The organism is Terrabacter terrigena, from assembly GCF_042676085.1.
Lineage (GTDB): Bacteria > Actinomycetota > Actinomycetes > Actinomycetales > Dermatophilaceae > Terrabacter > Terrabacter terrigena.
On sequence record NZ_JBHTKH010000025.1, the window covers coordinates 1 to 17,473 of the forward strand.

12 protein-coding genes and 1 tRNA gene are annotated in these 17,473 nt (G+C 73.8%); 5 read left to right on the plus strand and 8 right to left on the minus strand.

Translation table 11 applies throughout. From position 1 onward, the window contains the following. Nucleotides 1-93 precede the first annotated feature (93 nt). The gene (locus tag ACFQ2V_RS20695) at nucleotides 94-1,464 is read left to right on the plus strand and encodes an HNH endonuclease signature motif containing protein (RefSeq protein WP_386054838.1); all 1,371 of its coding nucleotides are present in this window, start codon (nucleotides 94-96) and stop codon (nucleotides 1,462-1,464) included. Between the two features lie 19 nt (nucleotides 1,465-1,483). Here the strand turns inward: ACFQ2V_RS20695 and ACFQ2V_RS20700 are convergent, their stop codons facing one another. After that, nucleotides 1,484-1,915: a DUF309 domain-containing protein gene (locus ACFQ2V_RS20700; RefSeq protein WP_386054839.1), complete on the minus strand. Its 432-nt coding sequence runs from the start codon at nucleotides 1,913-1,915 to the stop codon at nucleotides 1,484-1,486. A 150-nt stretch (nucleotides 1,916-2,065) separates the two neighbouring features. On the opposite strand from ACFQ2V_RS20700, the gene ACFQ2V_RS20705 reads away from it, so the two are divergent. The 3 genes from ACFQ2V_RS20705 to ACFQ2V_RS20715 are packed head-to-tail and all read left to right on the plus strand — an operon-like array spanning nucleotide 2,066 to nucleotide 6,040. Next, nucleotides 2,066-3,790, plus strand: coding sequence for a glycerol-3-phosphate dehydrogenase/oxidase (locus tag ACFQ2V_RS20705; RefSeq protein WP_386054840.1), 1,725 nt, complete (start codon nucleotides 2,066-2,068; stop codon nucleotides 3,788-3,790). Between the two features lie 34 nt (nucleotides 3,791-3,824). Then, a complete protein-coding gene (locus ACFQ2V_RS20710; protein WP_386054841.1) occupies nucleotides 3,825-5,054 on the plus strand; it encodes a hypothetical protein in 1,230 nt (409 codons plus the stop codon). Continuing rightward, nucleotides 5,051-6,040 (plus strand): carbohydrate kinase family protein, encoded by a 990-nt coding sequence (locus ACFQ2V_RS20715; protein WP_386054842.1) that lies wholly within the window; start codon nucleotides 5,051-5,053, stop codon nucleotides 6,038-6,040. Before ACFQ2V_RS20710 ends, ACFQ2V_RS20715 begins: the two co-directional genes overlap by 4 nt. Before the next feature lie 33 nt (nucleotides 6,041-6,073). Here ACFQ2V_RS20715 and ACFQ2V_RS20720 read toward each other — a convergent pair whose 3' ends face one another. The 7 genes from ACFQ2V_RS20720 to ACFQ2V_RS20750 all read right to left on the minus strand — a co-directional run bounded on the left by ACFQ2V_RS20720 (nucleotide 6,074) and on the right by ACFQ2V_RS20750 (nucleotide 16,384). Continuing rightward, nucleotides 6,074-6,502 carry a VOC family protein gene (locus ACFQ2V_RS20720; protein WP_386054843.1) on the minus strand — a complete coding sequence of 143 codons (429 nt, stop codon included), beginning with the start codon at nucleotides 6,500-6,502 and terminating at the stop codon, nucleotides 6,074-6,076. A 90-nt stretch (nucleotides 6,503-6,592) separates the two neighbouring features. Next, nucleotides 6,593-7,465 carry a DNA-formamidopyrimidine glycosylase family protein gene (locus ACFQ2V_RS20725; RefSeq protein WP_386054844.1) on the minus strand — a complete coding sequence of 291 codons (873 nt, stop codon included), beginning with the start codon at nucleotides 7,463-7,465 and terminating at the stop codon, nucleotides 6,593-6,595. A 196-nt stretch (nucleotides 7,466-7,661) separates the two neighbouring features. Next, a complete protein-coding gene (locus ACFQ2V_RS20730) occupies nucleotides 7,662-12,623 on the minus strand; it encodes an ATP-dependent helicase (protein WP_386054845.1) in 4,962 nt (1,653 codons plus the stop codon). A gap of 47 nt (nucleotides 12,624-12,670) precedes the next feature. Then, a complete protein-coding gene (locus ACFQ2V_RS20735) occupies nucleotides 12,671-13,111 on the minus strand; it encodes a DUF1348 family protein (protein WP_386054846.1) in 441 nt (146 codons plus the stop codon). Nucleotides 13,112-13,161: 50 nt separating this feature from the next. Continuing rightward, nucleotides 13,162-14,955 (minus strand): selenocysteine-specific translation elongation factor, encoded by a 1,794-nt coding sequence (gene selB, locus ACFQ2V_RS20740; RefSeq protein WP_386054847.1) that lies wholly within the window; start codon nucleotides 14,953-14,955, stop codon nucleotides 13,162-13,164. 1 nt (nucleotide 14,956) lies between these two features. Next, nucleotides 14,957-16,267: an L-seryl-tRNA(Sec) selenium transferase gene (selA, locus tag ACFQ2V_RS20745; RefSeq protein ID WP_386054848.1), complete on the minus strand. Its 1,311-nt coding sequence runs from the start codon at nucleotides 16,265-16,267 to the stop codon at nucleotides 14,957-14,959. 21 nt (nucleotides 16,268-16,288) lie between these two features. Next, a tRNA-Sec gene (locus tag ACFQ2V_RS20750) sits at nucleotides 16,289-16,384 on the minus strand. 55 nt (nucleotides 16,385-16,439) lie between these two features. Between ACFQ2V_RS20750 and selD the strand changes: the two genes are divergently transcribed. Then, nucleotides 16,440-17,450, plus strand: coding sequence for a selenide, water dikinase SelD (selD, locus tag ACFQ2V_RS20755; protein ID WP_386054850.1), 1,011 nt, complete (start codon nucleotides 16,440-16,442; stop codon nucleotides 17,448-17,450). Nucleotides 17,451-17,473: the final 23 nt, after the last annotated feature.

Sequence of the window (17,473 nt, forward strand, 5' to 3'; positions counted from 1 at the left end):
CGACGGATAATCCACGCCCCGAATTGGATTCGCGGTCATCGACAGATTCTACTTCACCCAAGCAGATATGCAGAACACCTGTTCTAATGGAGTATGCCGTTCACCTTCGCTTCGTCACCCCTCGAGGTCGCGCTCGGGGCCGTGCTCGAGCGCGCTGGGGTCACCGTCGACGAGGGCGACCGGCTGCCGTCGCTCTTCACCGCGGGTGAGGCCGCACTGAACGAGATCGGACGACTCGAGACCGAGAAGGCCCGCCTGGAGGGTCGGCTCGTCGACGCGTACGCCACGCTGCACACCGTCCTCGAGCAGCAGCACGACGTGCTGGGGCTGTCGCGCGGCCCGGTGCCCGTCCGGGCAGACACCGTCGTGACGCAGGAGATCGCGTGCGCGACGGGTGTCGGCGCGGCCGAGGTGTCACGGCGTCTCGAGCTCGCGACGGCGCCTCGTCGTCACCGCGTGCTGCGCGGAGCACTCCGGGCAGGCACGGTCAGCCTCTACCGCGCTCTGCACGTGGTCGCCGAGACGCGCCTGCTGCCCGACGAGGTGCTGGCCGACCTCGAGACCACGGTGCTGGCGCCCGCGCCGGACGGCTCGGTCTCGTCGCAGCGGCTCTTCTCCTCGCGGCTGCGCCGGTGCGTGCGCTCCGCCGACGACCGGTCCGGTGACGAGCGTCGCCGGTCGGCCGAGGTGTCGCGAAAGGCCCACGGCCGTCTCACCGAGGACGGCATCGGCACCTTCACCGTGACGGCGCCGGCCGAGACCGTCGTGGCGGTGCTCGACCGGGCCGACGCTGTGGCGCGTGCTGCACGCGCGGCGGGCGACCCGCGCACTCTCGACCAGCTGCGGAGCGACGCGATCTGCTCACTGGCGCTCTTCGGTTCCCTTGCGGCAGAGCACAGCTCGTTCGGTGCCCCGTTGCCGACTGCGACGGTGCGCATCGTCGTGCCGTTCGAGGTCGCGGTCGGGCTCTCCGACGCGGCGTGCGAGCTGCCCGGCTACGGGTGGGTCACCGCGGCCCACGCGCGCCGCATCATCACGGCTGACGGCTCCGTGTGGCAGCGGCTGGCCGTCGACGTGAGGACCGGCCGGACGCTCGAGCTCTCCACCGACCGCTACCGGCCCACCGCGGCCATGGTCGAGCACGTGCGTGCCGTCGACGGCGTGTGCCGCGCGCCCGGCTGCCAGGTCCCCGCCGACCGCTGCGACCTCGACCACGTGGTGCCATGGCCGGCAGACACCACCGACGTGACCAACGCGCAGTCCCTGAGCCGGGGCTGCCACCACCCGAAGACTGCCGGCCTCTGGTCGGCGGCACGCGCTCCCGACCACGGCATCCGGTGGACGACCCTCACCGGTCGCGAGTACGTCACCTATCCCCGCGACTGGCGCGAGGCCCTCACCGACCCGGGCGCTTCACCACCGTCGCCCGAAGGTTCGCCACCCGACGATCCGCCGCCCTTCTGAGCAGGGCGCTGCGCTCCGGTCAGAACGTCACGTCGCGACGACGGGCGCCAGCCACCAGGGCATCGAGGTCGACTCCGTGGGCCGGACGCCCGGTGGCGGCGAAGTCGGCCAACCTTCCTGCAGCGCGCTCGAACAGCCGGTCGGCGCCGACCTCGTTCCCGCGAGCCGCATGGGTCATCGCGACGCAGAGCTGGGCCAGGCCCTGCCACAGGTCTCGTTCATCGGAGGGCCCGGCCTTCCAGCGTGCCTCGAGAACCTCGTGGGCCGAGAAGGGCCGGCCGGCCCGCACCAGCTCCCGCGCGACCCTGAGCGCCTCGTCGGGCGGCAGCGCCTCCTCCGACACCGGCTCGACACCCTCGGCGCCGTAGGGCAGGGGGCGCCCCAGCGCGTCGCGTGGCCGCGCCTGACGCGCTCGGCCCTGGATGTCGCGGTCACGGTCCGAGGTGGTCACGCACCCAGCCTGTCACCACCCGCCGTGTCGACGCGTCCGGATGCGCGGTGCCGCGGGCGTCAACCGCTGAAGGCAGCCCCCCGACGGGCAGCGGTTCACGCAGGCGGCCTCGTTAGAGTGGCGGTCTCGACACCGACTGAAGGGGTACCGATGACGAGTCCGGTTCGGCTGGACCTCGACTACCGCGCCCGGGCGTGGAAGCGGCTCGCCACCAAGGAGTTCGACGTGCTCGTCGTCGGCGGCGGGGTCACCGGGGCCGGCGTGGCACTCGACGCGGCCACGCGCGGCCTCTCGACCGCGCTCGTCGAGCAGCGCGACTTCGGCTCGGGCACGTCGTCCCGCTCGTCGAAGCTCTTCCACGGCGGCCTGCGCTACCTCGAGCAGATGAACTTCGACCTCGTCCGCGAGGCGCTCAAGGAGCGCGAGCTGATGCTGAGCCGCATCGCCCCGCACCTCGTCAAGCCGGTCTCGTTCCTCTACCCGCTCACCAACCGCGGCTGGGAGCGCCCCTACGTCACGGCCGGCCTCACGCTCTACGACTCCATGGGCGGCGCCCGCTCGGTGCCGCGGCACAAGCAGCTGACCCGCACCGGCGCCCTCAAGCTCGCACCAGCCCTCAAGCGCGACTCCCTGACCGGCGGGCTGCTCTACTACGACGCCCAGGCCGACGACGCCCGACACACGCTGACGACGGTCCGCACGGCGGCGGCATACGGCGCGACGGTGCTCTCCAGCGCGCGCGTCGTCGACCTGCTCCGCGCCGGCGAGCGCGTCGTCGGGGCCGTCGTCGAGGACGTCGAGACGGGCGAGACCGTGCAGGTCAGGGCCTCCGTCGTCATCAACTGCACCGGGGTGTGGACCGACGACATCCAGACCATGGCGGGCGGTCGCGGCCGGTTCCACGTGCGGGCCAGCAAGGGGGTGCACATCGTCGTAGCGCGCGACCGCATCAACTCCGAGACCGGCCTGATCCTGCGCACCGAGAAGTCCGTGCTCTTCGTCATCCCGTGGGGCACGCACTGGATCATCGGCACCACCGACACCGACTGGGAGCTCGACCGCTCTCACCCGGCGGCGACCCGCGCCGACATCGACTACATCCTCGAGCACATCAACACCGTGCTGAAGGTGCCGCTCAGCCACAGCGACATCCAGGGCGTCTACGCCGGACTGCGTCCGCTGCTCTCGGGCGAGAACGAGGACACCAGCCAGCTCTCGCGTGAGCACGCCGTCGCCCGGCCGCAACCCGGACTCATCTCGATCGCCGGCGGCAAGTACACGACCTACCGCGTCATGGCCGCCGACGCGGTCGACGCCGCCCGCGAGGACATCGGCGGCGACGTGTCCGACAGCGTCACGGAGTTCATCCCGCTCTCGGGCGCCGAGGGCTACGTCGCGCTCGTCAACCAGATCGACCGGCTGGCCCGCCACCAGGACCTCCCGGTCTGGCGCATCACCCACCTGCTCGAGCGCTACGGCTCGCTCGTCCACGAGCTCTTCGCCCTCGCCGAGGACGACCGCACGCTCTACGACCCGCTGCCCGGCGCGGAGGAGTACGTCAAGGTCGAGGCCCTGTATGCCGCCACGCACGAGGGCGCCCTCCACCTCGACGACCTTCTCGCCCGCCGCACCCGCATCTCCATCGAGACTCCGAGCCGCGGCATCGACAGCGCCCGCGCCGTCGCCGAGATCGTCGCGCCCGTGCTCGGCTGGGACGCCGACCGGGTCGAGGCTGAGGTCGACGCGTACGTCGCCCGGGTCGAGGCCGAGCTCGAGTCGCAGAAGGAGCTCGCGGACTCCGAGGCGAACGCCGAACGACTCAGCGCCCCCGACGTACGCCGCATCCCCGTCAGCCGCGCGGCCGATCCGTCCTGACCCGCCCCGCCCGCCGACTTCCTACACTGACCAGGTGAGGACTCGACGCGCGCTGGCCGCGGTCGCCGTGGCGGCTGGCGCCCTGCTCGCGGCTGCCTGCGGCGGCCCGGCCCCGGCGTCGGCGCCGCATGCCGCCACCGCCTCGGGCACGACGAACGCGGCGAGGGCCCCGGGCACCGCGAACGGCTCGAGCACCACGACTGGCCACGCCGGCCACGCCGGCCGCTCGACCCCCGCGACACCCAGCCCACTGCGCGCGGGTGAGACTCTGCGCACCGTGGCGGCACCCGTGTCGTACACACCCGCTGCACCCACCGTCGGCACCGACGACTACCGCTGCTTCGTGCTCGACCCGAGGCTCACGAGGGACCAGTTCGTCACCGGCTTCGACATCACACCGGGCCAGCCGCAGGAGGTCCACCACGTCATCCTCTTCCGCGTCCCACCGTCCGCCGCGGCGGCGGCTCGGGCGCGTGACGCCGAGAGCGGGGGCAACGGCTGGACGTGCTTCGGAGGCACCGGCCTCGGCTCGCGCGGCGCGACGCTCGACGACGCCCCGTGGGTCGGCGCGTGGGCTCCGGGCGGGCGCGAGAACGTGCTCCCCGCCGACGTCGGCATCCCGATGGAGCGCGGGTCGCTGCTCATCATGCAGGTGCACTACAACCTGCGCCACGGGGTGACCCCCGACCGCACCTCTGTCTCGCTGCGGCTGTCGTCGGCACCGCGGCTCAAGCCGCTCGAGACGATGCTCTATCCCGCGCCCGTCGAGCTTCCTTGTCGCACAGGCAAGTCCGGACCCCTCTGCGACCGCGCCAAGGCCGTCCAGGACGTCAGCGAACGGTTCGGCGCGATGTCCCCGCGCATCGTCAACGGCCTGCTGCTCGTCTGCACCGGCACGCTGCTGCCGTCGCCGGGGCCGACCCAGTCGTGCACGCGCACGGTCGAGCAGGCTGCGACCGTCCGCGCCGTGGCGGGTCACATGCACCTGCTCGGCTCCTCGCTGCGTATCGAGCTGAACCCCGGCACCGCCTCGGCCCGGACCCTGCTCGACATCAAGGTCTGGGACTTCGACAACCAGGCCGCAGTCCCCGTGCCCGCCACCAAGATCAAGCCCGGCGACTCGATCCGCGTCAGCTGCACGCACGACCAGTCCTGGCGAGACAAGCTGCCCGACCTGCAGGGCCAGCCCGAGCGCTACGTCGTCTGGGGCGAGGGCACCACCGACGAGATGTGCCTCGGTCTGCTGAGCGTGACGCGTCCGTGAGCGACAACCTGGGTGACGACATGAGCGAGAACGTGAGCAAGACCGTGGGTGAGGGCTCGAACGACGTGATGACAGACGTCCTCGTCGTCGGCGGCGCCGGTGTCGACACCATCGTGCGCGTCGACGACCTCCCCGTGCCCTTCGCCGACTCGCACGTCGTGCCGCGCATCGACACCGTCGTCGGTCACACCGGCAGCGGGGTCGCGCTCGGCTGCCACCGGCTCGGCCTCGCGACGTGCTTCGTCGACGTCATCGGCGACGACCACGAGGGCGCCATGCTCCGTGATCGCTTCACCGCCGAGGGCCTGCGCTTCGAGCACGTCCTGCACCAGAGCGGCACGCGTCGGGCCGTCAACCTCGTCGACGCCGCCGGGCGCCGCATGTCCTTCTACGACCCGCGTCACCCCTACGACCTGGCTCCCGACCCGTCCCTGTGGCGCGGCCCCCTCGAGGGCGCCCGCCACGTGCACGCCTCGATCATGCCGTGGACCGTCGGGGCCCTTGCCGATGCTGCAGGCGCGGGCGCCACGACATCGACCGACCTGCACGACTGGGACGGCCACAACCCGCACCACCGGCCGTTCGCGTATGCCGCCGACCTCGTCTTCGTGTCGGGCTCGCGCCTCGGGTCGGCCGAGGACGACGTCGTCGCTGACGTCCTCGACCGTGGCCGCGCCCGGCTGGTCGTCGTGATGGACGGCGCGAAGGGCAGCCGTGTCACCGTGCGCGAGGGCGGCTCGTTCGCAGTCGCAGCGGTGGACATCCCGGGCAGACCGGCCGTCGACTCGAACGGCGCGGGCGACGCGTACGTCTCGGCCTTCCTGCACCGGTGGCTCGGGGGCGGCGACGCCCGGGCAGCCGCCCGCGCCGGGTCGGTCGCGGGAGCGTGGGCGTGCGGCACCGCCGGCACGCACTCGAGCCTCATCGACGGGGCGGAGCTGGGCCGCCAGCTGGCCACCGCCTACGGCGGCGCGGGCCGAGCCTGAGGCCGACCCGCGCACACCTCGTTCAGCCGTCGGTCACGCTGACGGCGCGCTGCCCGACTGCTCGCCGGCGATGTTGACGAGCCAGCCGATGCCGAACTTGTCGGTCAGCTGCCCGAACTCGTCACCCCACATCTGCTTCTCGAGGGGCATGCCGACGGTGCCGCCTTCGGCGAGCTTCTCGAAGTACCCGCGCAGCTCGTCGGAGTCGTCACCGCTGAGGCTGACAGTGATGTTGTTGCCCGGCTCGTAGGGCCTGCCGTCGGGCGTGTCGGAGGCCATGATCGTGTAGCCGCTGGGCGTCTCGAGCTGGGCGTGCATGATGTTGTCGGCGCCGGGGCCGGTGTCGCCGTACTCGCCGAAGGTGTTGACGGTGAGCTCACCGCCGAAGACGGACTTGTAGAACTCCATCGCGTCGCGGGCGGTGTCCTTGAAGCTGATGTACGGGTTGAGGCGGGAAGACATGTGGCCGTGCTCCTCTCGGGAAATGGGTGTCTCTCACCCTAGGACCGGTATCCGACAGCGGGGTGGAGTTCCGCGGAGGATCCGGTGTCGTCAGTACGAACGGCGCGAGCGACCGGCTCCCCTGCTCGACCCGAGCGGCGCCTGGCGACGCCCGTCGTCGGTCGGGCCGAGGCCGCCCTGGCACCCGGGGCAGTAGAACATCGTGCGCTCGCGGGTCGGCTCTCCGATCGGCGCGACCCGTACGGTCGTGCCGCAGCGGCGACACGGCCGACCGCTTCGCGCGTGGACGTAGTGCGCCTCGCCGAGCTGGTAGCTGCCGGTGCTCGACTGCACGGCGTGCCGGCGTCCGTGGTCGATGAGCCGGTGCACGCGGGCCACCAGGCGTTCGACGACGTCGCGGCCCAGCTCGTTCGCCGGCGTCCACGGGGCCGTGCGCTCGAGGAAGAGTGCCTCGGCGCACCACATGGTGCCCACGCCGGCGAGGTTGCGCTGGTCGAGCAGGGCCTGCCCCACGGGCATGCCGGAGCCGAGCACGTTGTCCACGGCGCGGGCGAGGTCCCAGTCGGGACCGAGCACGTCGGGCCCGAGGTGCCCGACGAGGTCACCCTCGCGGGCGGTCGGGACGAGGTCGAGCATGCCGAGGCGCAGACCGAGGGCGGTCCAGTCCTCGGCCGCGACGAGGGCCCGCAGCTGCGGGTTGCGACGCCAGCGTGCCTCGAGTCCGGGTGTCGCCTCGACGCGCCACTGCCCCTCCATCCGCAGGTGCGAGTGCAGCGTGAAGCCGCCCTCGACGCGGTGCAGGATGTGCTTGCCCCGGCTGACGATCTCGAGCGTCGCGCGGCCCGCGAGGTCGGCCGTCGCGATCTCGCCCGGCCAGCGCAGGTCGGACTCGACGATCTCGCGACCGGCGAGCGCCTCGTTGAGCCGCGAGGCGGTGCGCCACACCGTGTCTCCCTCTGGCACGGCACCTCCTCCGTCGCTGGTCCCGCCAGCCTAGGCACGGTGGGCCGGTCGTTGCGCGATGGTCCGTGGCACACGACAACTCGGACACAAACGCTCACCCTGCCCGTACCCGCCGGAGCCGTCGGGGCGGTCGGCGTCTTGCTCGCCTTCGCGCCGGGTGGAACGGTGACGCGGCCACCCGCTGGGAGGGCCTGCCTCACCGGCGGAGCCGAAGACCTCGTGGCGTCATGTGGAAACCGGCCTGCGACAGGGCCTGCACGAGAGGGTGGCCCGACCCGAGCACCGAGGCGCCGTCGGCCTTCTCGACGGTCAGCCGCCCGAGGGCACCCTCGCGCACGGCGAGGGCCAGCGCGTCGGCGGCGGCCTGGAGTCGGTCTGGGTCGTCGGACCAGCAGAGCATGGTCTTGCCGCCGCGCTCGACGTACAGGACGAGGTCGCCGTCGACGAGCACGACGAGGGCGCCTGCCTTGCGGCCGGGCTGGTGTCCCTTGCGCCGAGAGGCCTTGCCCGTGTCGTTGGTGCCAGCGCGGTCGGCCGAGTCCTCGGTGGCGTCGGTGACACCGCGCTCGGGCCATGCGATCGCGGCGCCGTAGGGGTTGGCGGGGTCGCTCGCGGCCAGCACGAGGGCGGGTGGGCCGTTGCGCTCGGGCGCGGAGCGGCCGCGGGCCGGCCCGCGGCCCTGCCCTGGGCGCTGGGGCGCGGACGGGCTGGGGCTGAGCCACTCATCGCCCTCCGCGGGGTCTACGCGATGGCCCCCGGCATCCCGACTGCCACCCGCGCTGCCGCCACCGCTGTCGGCGCCGGGCAGGCGGGACATGGACCTGAGGCGGTCGACGGCGCCGGTCGAGGCGAACTGGGAGGCGCCGAGACCCTCCACGAAGTAGCCGCGACGCACCTTGCCGGCCTCCTCCGCGGCGGCGAGCACGCGGTAGACGGCGGCGAAGCCCCCGGGCACGTCCTCGGTCGCGACCGAGCCACGGGTCAGCACGCCGTAACGGTCGAGGAGCAGCTCGGCGTTGGTCACCGCGCGCACGGTCGGGTCGGTCTCGGCCGGCGGCAGCGCCGTCCATCGCCCGACGCCGGTGGACGGCCCGGACCCCACGGCCCGTCCGGCGGCGATGGCCTTCGACGTGGCGGCGTCCTCGGCCGCCTCGACCCGGGCGGACGAGGTGCCGGCGAGGGGGCCGCGCAGCGAGCCGAACCGTCCGAGGGAGCCGCGGCGACCGGCATACCTCGTGGAACGCGGGCCGGAGGTGGCGCGTCTGTGTGCCGTGCGGCCGCCGGCAAGGAGCGCGCGCAGGGGCGCGATGGTGTCGTTGGTGACGCGGCCCGACCACAGCAGCGACCACAGGGCCTCGTTGAGCTCGGTGTCGCCGAGGCCGACGCGCGTCGACAGGGCGCGGAAGAAGTACGCGCCGCCACCCTCGAGCGCGTCGAGGACGGCTCGCTCGTCGTCGGTCAGCTCGGTCACCTCGGGCGGGGTGAGCGTGAGGTGGGCGGAGTCGGCGAGGTGCAGGCTGACCCATCCGTCGTCGCCGGGAAGCGCGCCGTGGCCACGCCAGACGACCTCGCCGGCGCTCATCACCTCGTCGAGCAGCGCCGGGGTGTAGCCGGCGACCCGGGCGGGCAGGACGAGGGACTCGAGCGCGCTCGCCGGCACCTCGGCACCGGTCAGCTGCTCGACGGCGCGCAGCAGGCCCTCACGACCGCGCAGGCCGCCGCCGACGCCCTGCCACTGCGGCAGGAACCGCGCGAGGTCGGCCTGGGCGACCGGCTCGACCTCGTGCCGCAGCGCGGCGAGCGAACGGCGCCGGAGCAGCCGCAGCACCTCGGCGTCGCAGAACTCGGGGCCGTGACCCCCGCCGTTCTCGGTGGGCAGCAGCTCGCCCTCGACGACCCGACCGGCGGAGACGAGGCGGCGCAGGGCGTCGTGGACCACGGCCGGCCCGAGCCCCCACCACGCGGCGACGGTCTGCACCGCGAACGGGCCGTGCGTGCGGGCGAACCGGGCGACGAGGTCGGCGAGGGGGTCGGGCACCGACTCGAGGAACGCCTGCGGCACGCCGACGGGCAGCGCGGTGCCGAGGGCGTCGCGCAGGCGTGCGGCGTCCTCGATCGCGGCCCAGCGGTCGTCGCCGCCGACGCGTACGGCGATGACGCGGCGAGCGGCCTCCAGCTCGGTGAGGGCGGACTCGACGGCGGCGGGCTCGAAGCCCTCGGCCGCCCGGGCCACGACGTCGCGCAGCGACAGCGGGCCCAGCACGCGCAGCAGGTCGGCCACGTCTTCGGCGTCGCGGGCCCCGCGCTCGGGCGTGAGCCGCTGGAGCTCGGCCTCGGTGCGCGCGACGGCCTCGGGGTCGAGCAGGTCGCGCAGTGCGAGAGCCTCGCCCTGGCCGAGCAGCTCGGAGAGCAGGGAGGGGTCGAGGGCTAGGGCCGCGGCTCGACGCTCGGCGAGAGGCGAGTCGCCCTCGTAGAGGTACTGGGCGACGTAGCCGAACACGAGCGACTTCGCGAACGGGCTGGGCTGGCTCGACTCGACGTCGACGATCCTGACCGACCGCGAGCGGATGTCGGTCATGAGCTCGACGAGGCCCGGCACGTCGAAGACGTCCTGTACGCACTCGCGCACCGCCTCGAGCACGATCGGGAACGAGGGGTACTGGCTCGCGACCTCCAGCAGCTGCGCGGCTCGCTGGCGCTGCTGCCACAGCGGCTGGCGACGGTCGGGACGGCGCCGCGGCAGGAGCAGGGCCCGCGCCGCGCACTCCCTGAACCGCGCCGCGAACAGGGCGGATCCGCCGATCTCCTGGGTGACGAGCTCGCTGACCTCCTCGGGTTCGAGGGTGACGATCTCGACGAGCTGCTGGCCGATGGCGGCGCCCGCCATCGACTCGTCGAACTCGAGGTCGGGCAGGCGGAAGACGATGCCGTCGTCGCCGTGCATGGCCTGGACGTCGATGCCGAACCGCTCGCGCATGCGCGCCGCGACGCAGAGCGCCCATGGTGCGTGCACCTGGCCTCCGAAGGGCGACAGCACCGCGACCCGCCAGTCGCCGATCTCGTCGCGGAAGCGCTCGACGACGATCGTGCGGTCGTCGGGGACGTGCCGCGTCGCCTCCTTCTGCTCGGTGAGGTAGCCGATGAGGTTGTCGGCGGCCCACTCGTCGAGCCCGGCGGCGGTGACCCGCTCGCGGGCCCGCTCGGGCGTGAGCCCGACGATCTCGCGCACGAAGCCGCCGAGGGCACGGCCGAGCTCTGCCGGCCGGCCCTGCTGGTCGCCCTTCCAGAACGGCAGCCGACCCGCCTGACCGGGCGCCGGCGTGACGAGGACGCGGTCGTGCGTGATGTCCTCGATGCGCCACGTGGACGTGCCGAGCGTGAAGACGTCGCCGACCCGCGACTCGTAGACCATCTCCTCGTCGAGCTCGCCGACCCGGCGACCGGGCCCCTCGCCGGAAGCGAGGAAGACGGCATACAGGCCGCGGTCGGGGATGGTGCCGCCGCTCGTCACGGCGAGCCGCTGGGCGCCCCGGCGACCGGTCAGGGTGTCGGTGACGCGGTCCCAGACGATGCGGGGGCGCAGCTCGGCGAACTCGTCGGACGGGTAGCGACCGGCGAGCATGTCGAGCGTCGCCTCGAGCACGGAGCGCGGCAGCGACGCGAAGCTCGCCGAGCGGCGTACGAGGGCCTCGACGTCGGCCACCGACCAGTCGTCGAGGGCACACATCGCGACGACCTGCTGGGCCAGCACGTCGACGGGGTTGGCGGGGATGCGGAGCGACTCGATGGCCCCGGCCCGCATGCGCTCGACGACCACGGCGGTCTGCACGAGGTCGCCCCGGAACTTCGGGAAGAGGACGCCCCGGCTGACTGCGCCGACCTGGTGACCAGCGCGGCCCACGCGCTGCAGGCCGCTCGCGACGGACGGCGGGCTCTCGACCTGGATGACGAGGTCGACGGCGCCCATGTCGATGCCGAGCTCGAGGCTGCTCGTCGCGACGACCGCGGGCAGGCGCCCGGCCTTGAGGTCCTCCTCGATGGCGGCGCGGTGCTCCTTGCTCACCGAGCCGTGGTGCGCTCGGGCCAGCACGGGGGGCGCGCCGCGCGAGGCGCCGGACTGGGCCATGACCTGCGCCGGCGGCTGCGTCGACAGGGCGGCGAGGCTCGGCGACGGAAGGCCCTCCTGCTCGGCGAGGCGCTCCTCCCAGATCTCGTTGAGGCGCGAGGTGAGGCGCTCGGCCAGGCGGCGTGAGTTGGCGAAGACGAGCGTCGAGCGGTGGTCGGCGATGAGGTCGACGATGCGCTCCTCGACGTGCGGCCAGATGCTCGCCTGCGGCGCGTTGCCCGCGGCGGGCCCGGAGAGGTCGGGCACGCCGGGCGAGATCTCGGCGGCCGGCCCCGAGAGCTCGCCCATGTCGGGCACCGGCACGACGACGTCGAGCTCCCACTGCTTGGTGGACTCGGGCTGCACGATCTCGACCGGGCGGCCGCCGGCGAGGTAGCGCGCGACCTCCTCGACCGGGCGCACCGTGGCCGAGAGCCCGACCCGCTGCGCCGGCCTGGGCAGCAGAGCGTCGAGGCGCTCGAGGCTGAGGGCGAGGTGGGCACCACGCTTGGTGCCGGCCACCGCGTGGACCTCGTCGACGATGACCGTCTCGATGCCCTTGAGGGCCTCGCGCACCGACGAGGTGAGCATGAGGAAGAGCGACTCGGGCGTGGTGATGAGGATGTCGGTGGGCGTGCGGGCGAAGGCCCGGCGCTCGTGGGCGGGCGTGTCGCCGGAGCGGACGCTGACCCCGATGTCGGGCGGCGGCAGCTCGAGCCGGGTGGCCGCGTGGCCGATGCCGACGAGGGGTGCCCGCAGGTTGCGCTCGACGTCGACGGCGAGCGCCTTCATCGGCGAGACGTAGAGCACGCGGCAGCGCTCGAGCCGCTCCTCCGGCACCGGCTCGCTGGCCATCCGGTCGATGGCCCACAGGAAGGCCGACAGCGTCTTGCCCGAGCCCGTGGGCGCGACGACGACGCAGTGGTGGCCGGAGCTGATGGCGTCCCACGCGCCCTCCTGCGCGGTGGTGGGCGCGCTGAAGCTGCTCCGGAACCACTCTGCGGTCGCCGGAGAGAAACGGTCGAGCACGTCGGCTCGCTTGCCCTTCGCCATCGGGGCCAGCCTGCCATCCGGCGCCGACACCCGGGCTTCACGGGCCCTCAGTACGCCGGCAGCTCGCCCTCGCCGGGCGTCACCCTGAGGTCGGACTCGTCGATGCGCACGTCGTTGATGCTCGCCTCGCGCCGGCGCATGTAGCCGAGGTCGTCGAACTCCCACTGCTCGTTGCCGTAGGAGCGCCACCACTGCCCGTCGGCGTCCTGCGACTCGTACTGGAAGCGCACCGCGATGCGGTTGCCCTCGAAGGCCCACAGGTTCTTGCGCAAGCGGTACTCGCGCTCGCGGTCCCACTTGCGACGGAGGAACTCGACGACCTGCTCGCGGCCGACGAGGTGCTCGTCGCGGTTGCGCCACTCGGTGTCCTCCGTGTAGGCGCCCGCGACGCGCTCGGGGTCACGGGTGTTCCAGGCGTCCTCGGCGGCCTGCACCTTCTGGCGCGCGGTCTCCGCGGTGAACGGCGGGAGCGGGGGTCGCGGGTCCATCGTCGTCTCCTCCTTCGGCGGACGCGACCAGCGTAGTCACGGCGCGCCGGTCAACGGGGTCTGCGGACCTCGCGGTGCGAGCCGTCGAGGCGGCGCGTCCAGCCACGGCCGTCGAGGTGCTCGAGCAGCGGGATGACGGTGCGCCGCGTCGACTCGAGCGCCACCCGCGCCTCGCTCGTCGTGAACGGTTGCGGCAGCCCTGCGAGCACGCGCATCGCGCGGGCCGGTGTGGTCGGCAGCAGCACGACGTCGTCGTCGAGGCGCAGCAGCCGCCCGGCCCGCACGGCCGCAGCGACCTCTCGCGGACCCAGGCCGAACGCCTGCAGCTCGCGCTGCTCGGGCGCGGCGAAGGGCTGGTCGGTGAGGCGCGCCTCGAGGTCGCGAAGCGCCGTGTCCACGTGCTCGGGGAGTGCCTCCCGGTGGCCCGGCGTGCCGATGCGTCCGTCGCGCACCTCGAGGCCGGCGTATGCCGTCAGGTCGGCCAGCAGCGAGCGGTCGGGGACGTCGGCCGCGGCGCGCGCGGCCTCGAGCGTCAGGGTCGGTTCGAGCGGGTCACGGGATGCCTTGTGCTGCAACGCTTCCCGCAGGCGGCCGGCCCACAGCTGCCACGCCGAGTCGGAGACGAGCCATTGCCCGTGGCGTGCGACGTTCGCGGCCGGCCTCTCACCCTCGAGGACGGCTGCCCCGAGCGCGAGCGCCGCGTCGACGGTCATGGCCCCGCGCCGCTCGACCTCCTGCTCCAGGCTCGGCGTACCGGCCTGTCGGGCCACCACCTGGGCCCGCACGGCAGCAGCACCGCGCCGGGTCAGGGGTGGTGGGTCGGCGTCGACGACGACCGCACCGTCGATGCGGCGCGAGCCGGGGTCGCGCAGGATGAGGCGGTCACCAGCGGTGAGGGGCAGGGGCTGGGGCAGGGTGAGTCGCACGGCTGCTCCGCCGAGGGGTCGCACCCGGGCCTCGACCGCGCCCGTGCCGACGTGGACCATGAGGTGGAGCGGCAGCCTCTCGGGCACCCCACCTGCCAGACGGACGTCGAGCTGTTCCGTCGTCGGCCAGGCGGCCGCGGTGAGCAGCAGGTCACCGCGGCGGACCTCCTCCGCGGCGATGCCGCGCAGGTTGACAGCCACCCGGGCGACCGCGGCGACGGCGTCGCGCGGCTGCTCGAGCGACTGCAGGCCGCGCACCGTCACGGGCCGCTCGCGCCCTGAGGCGTCGTGCAGCACGAGCTCGTCGCCCGTGCTGATCGTGCCCTCGCCGAGGGTGCCCGTGACGACGGTGCCCGCGCCACGGATGGTGAACGACCGGTCGACCCAGAGGCGGGTGCGACCGTCGACGACCGGCGCGGGCAGCTCGGTGACGAGGGCGTCGAGCGCCTCGCGCAGCTCGTCCAGGCCGTCGCCCGTGCGCGCCGAGACCGCGACGGCCCGACAACCGCCGAGGGACGAGCGCCCTACGCGCGCAGCGGCATCCGCGAGTGCGGGTGCGGGGTCGGCGAGGTCGCTGCGGGTCACGACGACGAGGCCCCGGGTCAGGCCGAGCGCGTCGACGGCTGCGAGGTGCTCGGTGGTCTGTGGCCGCCAGCCCTCGTCCGCCGCGACGACGAGCAGCACTGCGGGAGCGGGTCCCAGCCCGGCCAGCATGTTGCCGATGAAGCGCTCGTGGCCGGGGACGTCGACGAACGCGACCTGCTCGCCCGACGGCAACGTCGTCCACGCGTACCCGAGGTCGATCGTCAGCCCACGTCGGTGCTCCTCGGCCCAGCGGTCGGGCTCGATGCCGGTGAGTGCCCGCACGAGGGTGGACTTGCCGTGGTCGACGTGACCGGCCGTCGCGATGACCCGCACGTCAGCCTCCGACGGCCAGCGCGGCGCGTACGGCTCGCTCGACCTCGCCGTCGGACTCGCTCGGCACACAACGCAGGTCGACGAGGCAGCGGCCGCGCTCGATGCGCGCCACGACCCCGGGGTCACCGGTGCGGAGGCGCTCGGCACACGCCTCGGGCAGGACGACGGCCCACCCGGGCAGCGGCACGCCGGGAGCGCCCCCTCCGCCGACGCGCCCCTCGACGGGCACGACCTCGCGGCCGACGGACTCGGCCAGTCGCTCCGTGCGGGCGCGGAGGGCGTCGGCGTCGGCGTGGAGGTAGGCGGTGACGGGCGACGCCGGTCCGCGCAGTGTCGCCTCGAGGGCAGCGAGGGTCAGCTTGTCGACCCGCAGCGCCCGGGCGAGCGGGTGACGCCGCAGGCGTTCGACGGTGGTGGCGTCGCCGAGTACGAGCCCGGCCTGCGGGCCGCCGAGCAGCTTGTCGCCGCTCGCGGTGACGATGGTGGCGCCGGCTGCGAGCGTCGACGCCGCGTCGGGCTCGTCGGGCAGCAACGGGTCGCGGCGCAGTAGGCCGCTGCCGATGTCGACGACGATCGGCACCGGGGCGCCGTCGGGTCCCGCGAGGCGGGCGAGCTGCTCGACCGGGGCGGCGCTGGTGAAGCCCTCGACCCGGAAGTTGCTCGGATGCACCTTGAGGACGCACCCGGTCTGGGGGCCGAGCGCGGCGGCGTAGTCGTCGACGGTCGTGCGGTTCGTGGTGCCGACCTCGCGCAGCCTCGCGCCGGTGGACGCGATGAGGTCGGGCAGCCTGAACCCGTCGCCGATCTCGACCATCTCGCCGCGGCTCACGAGCACCTCGCGACCCGCCGCGAGCGCCGTCGTGGCGAGCACGAGCGCGGCGGCGCCGTTGTTGACCACGAGCGCGTCACCGGCCGCGGGCACGGCGTCGCGCAGGGCAGCGAGGGTCCCCCGCCCGCGTCGGGCCCGCGCACCGGTGGCCACGTCGAACTCCACGTCGACGTATCCCGAGGCAGCGACGACGGCCTCGACAGCGGCGGCCGACAGCGGCGCCCGGCCGACGTTGGTGTGCACGACGACGCCCGTCGCGTTGAGGAGCGGTCGCAAGGACGTCGAGCGAGAGGGCAGGGCCGCGCGGGCAGCGTCGGCGACCTGGCCCGGCTCGATCTCGCCGCTGCGCGCCTGCTCCTGCGCCACGCGTACGGCTGCCTTGACCGCGTCGGCGCCGTGCCGGTCGACCGCGGCAGCGAGCACCGGGTCGGCGAGCAGCGCGTCGGTGCGCGGGATGCGCCGCCGCGGGTCGGTCTGCGTCACGCCGCCCTCCTGAGAAGTGTGTGGCGGAGGTGGACGGGAATCGAACCCGCCAGACCGAGATGCTCGGTCTCACCGGTTTTGAAGACCGTGGGGACCACCAGGTGCCCAGACACCTCCACGGGCCACCGTACCCACCGGCCGCGCGATGCAGGCAGCGACCTACCGTGTGGGTATGAGCGCCATCGTGAAGCACGGGGAGCATGTGGAGCCGGTGAGACTGACCCAGCTCGCGCACGGCGGCGGCTGCGCCTGCAAGATCCCGCCGGGCGAGCTCGAGGAGATGGTGCGCGACCTGACCGGGTCGACCCACCCCGACCTGATCGTCGGCCTCGACACCGGGGACGACGCGGCCGCGGTCCGCATCGAGGGCGGGATCGCCGTCCTCGCGACGGCAGACTTCTTCACCCCCGTCGTCGACGACCCGTACGACTGGGGACGCATCGCTGCGGCGAACGCCCTGTCCGACATCTACGCGATGGGTGGCCGGCCGGTGCTCGCGGTCAACCTGCTCGGCTGGCCGCGCGGCGTCCTGCCCCCTGAGCTGGCCGCCGAGGTGCTGCGAGGCGGACTCGACGTCGGGCGCCTCGCCGGCTGCCCCGTCGCGGGTGGCCACAGCATCGACGACCCCGAGCCGAAGTACGGCATGGCCGTGACGGGCATCGCCGACCCGGACCGCCTGCTGCGCAACGACGCCGCGGTCGCCGGGCTGCCGCTCAGCCTGACCAAGCCGCTCGGCGTCGGCGTGCTCAACAACCGGCACAAGGCGACCGGCGAGGTCTTCGCGCACGCCGTCGCGTCGATGGTGGCGCTCAACGACGTCGCGAGCGCCGCCGCCGTGGCGGCCGGCGTACGCGCCGCGACCGACGTGACCGGCTTCGGGCTGCTCGGGCACCTCTACAAGATGGCGCGCGCGTCAGGGGTGTCGGCGGTCGTCGACGCCGCCGCCGTGCCGTACCTCGAGGGCGCGCGAGAGTCGCTCGCCGCGGGCTTCGTGCCGGGCGGCAGCCGCCGCAACCTCGACTGGGTGCGGCCGCACCTCGACGCGTCCGTTCGCGAGGACGAGCTCGTGCTGCTCGCCGACGCCCAGACGAGCGGCGGCCTGCTCGTCGCCGGCGAGGTGCCGGGCGGCACGGTGATCGGCGAGCTCGTCCCCCGGGGCGAGCACGTGGTCATGGTTCGCTGAGCGCAGCGCGACCCTGCGGGACG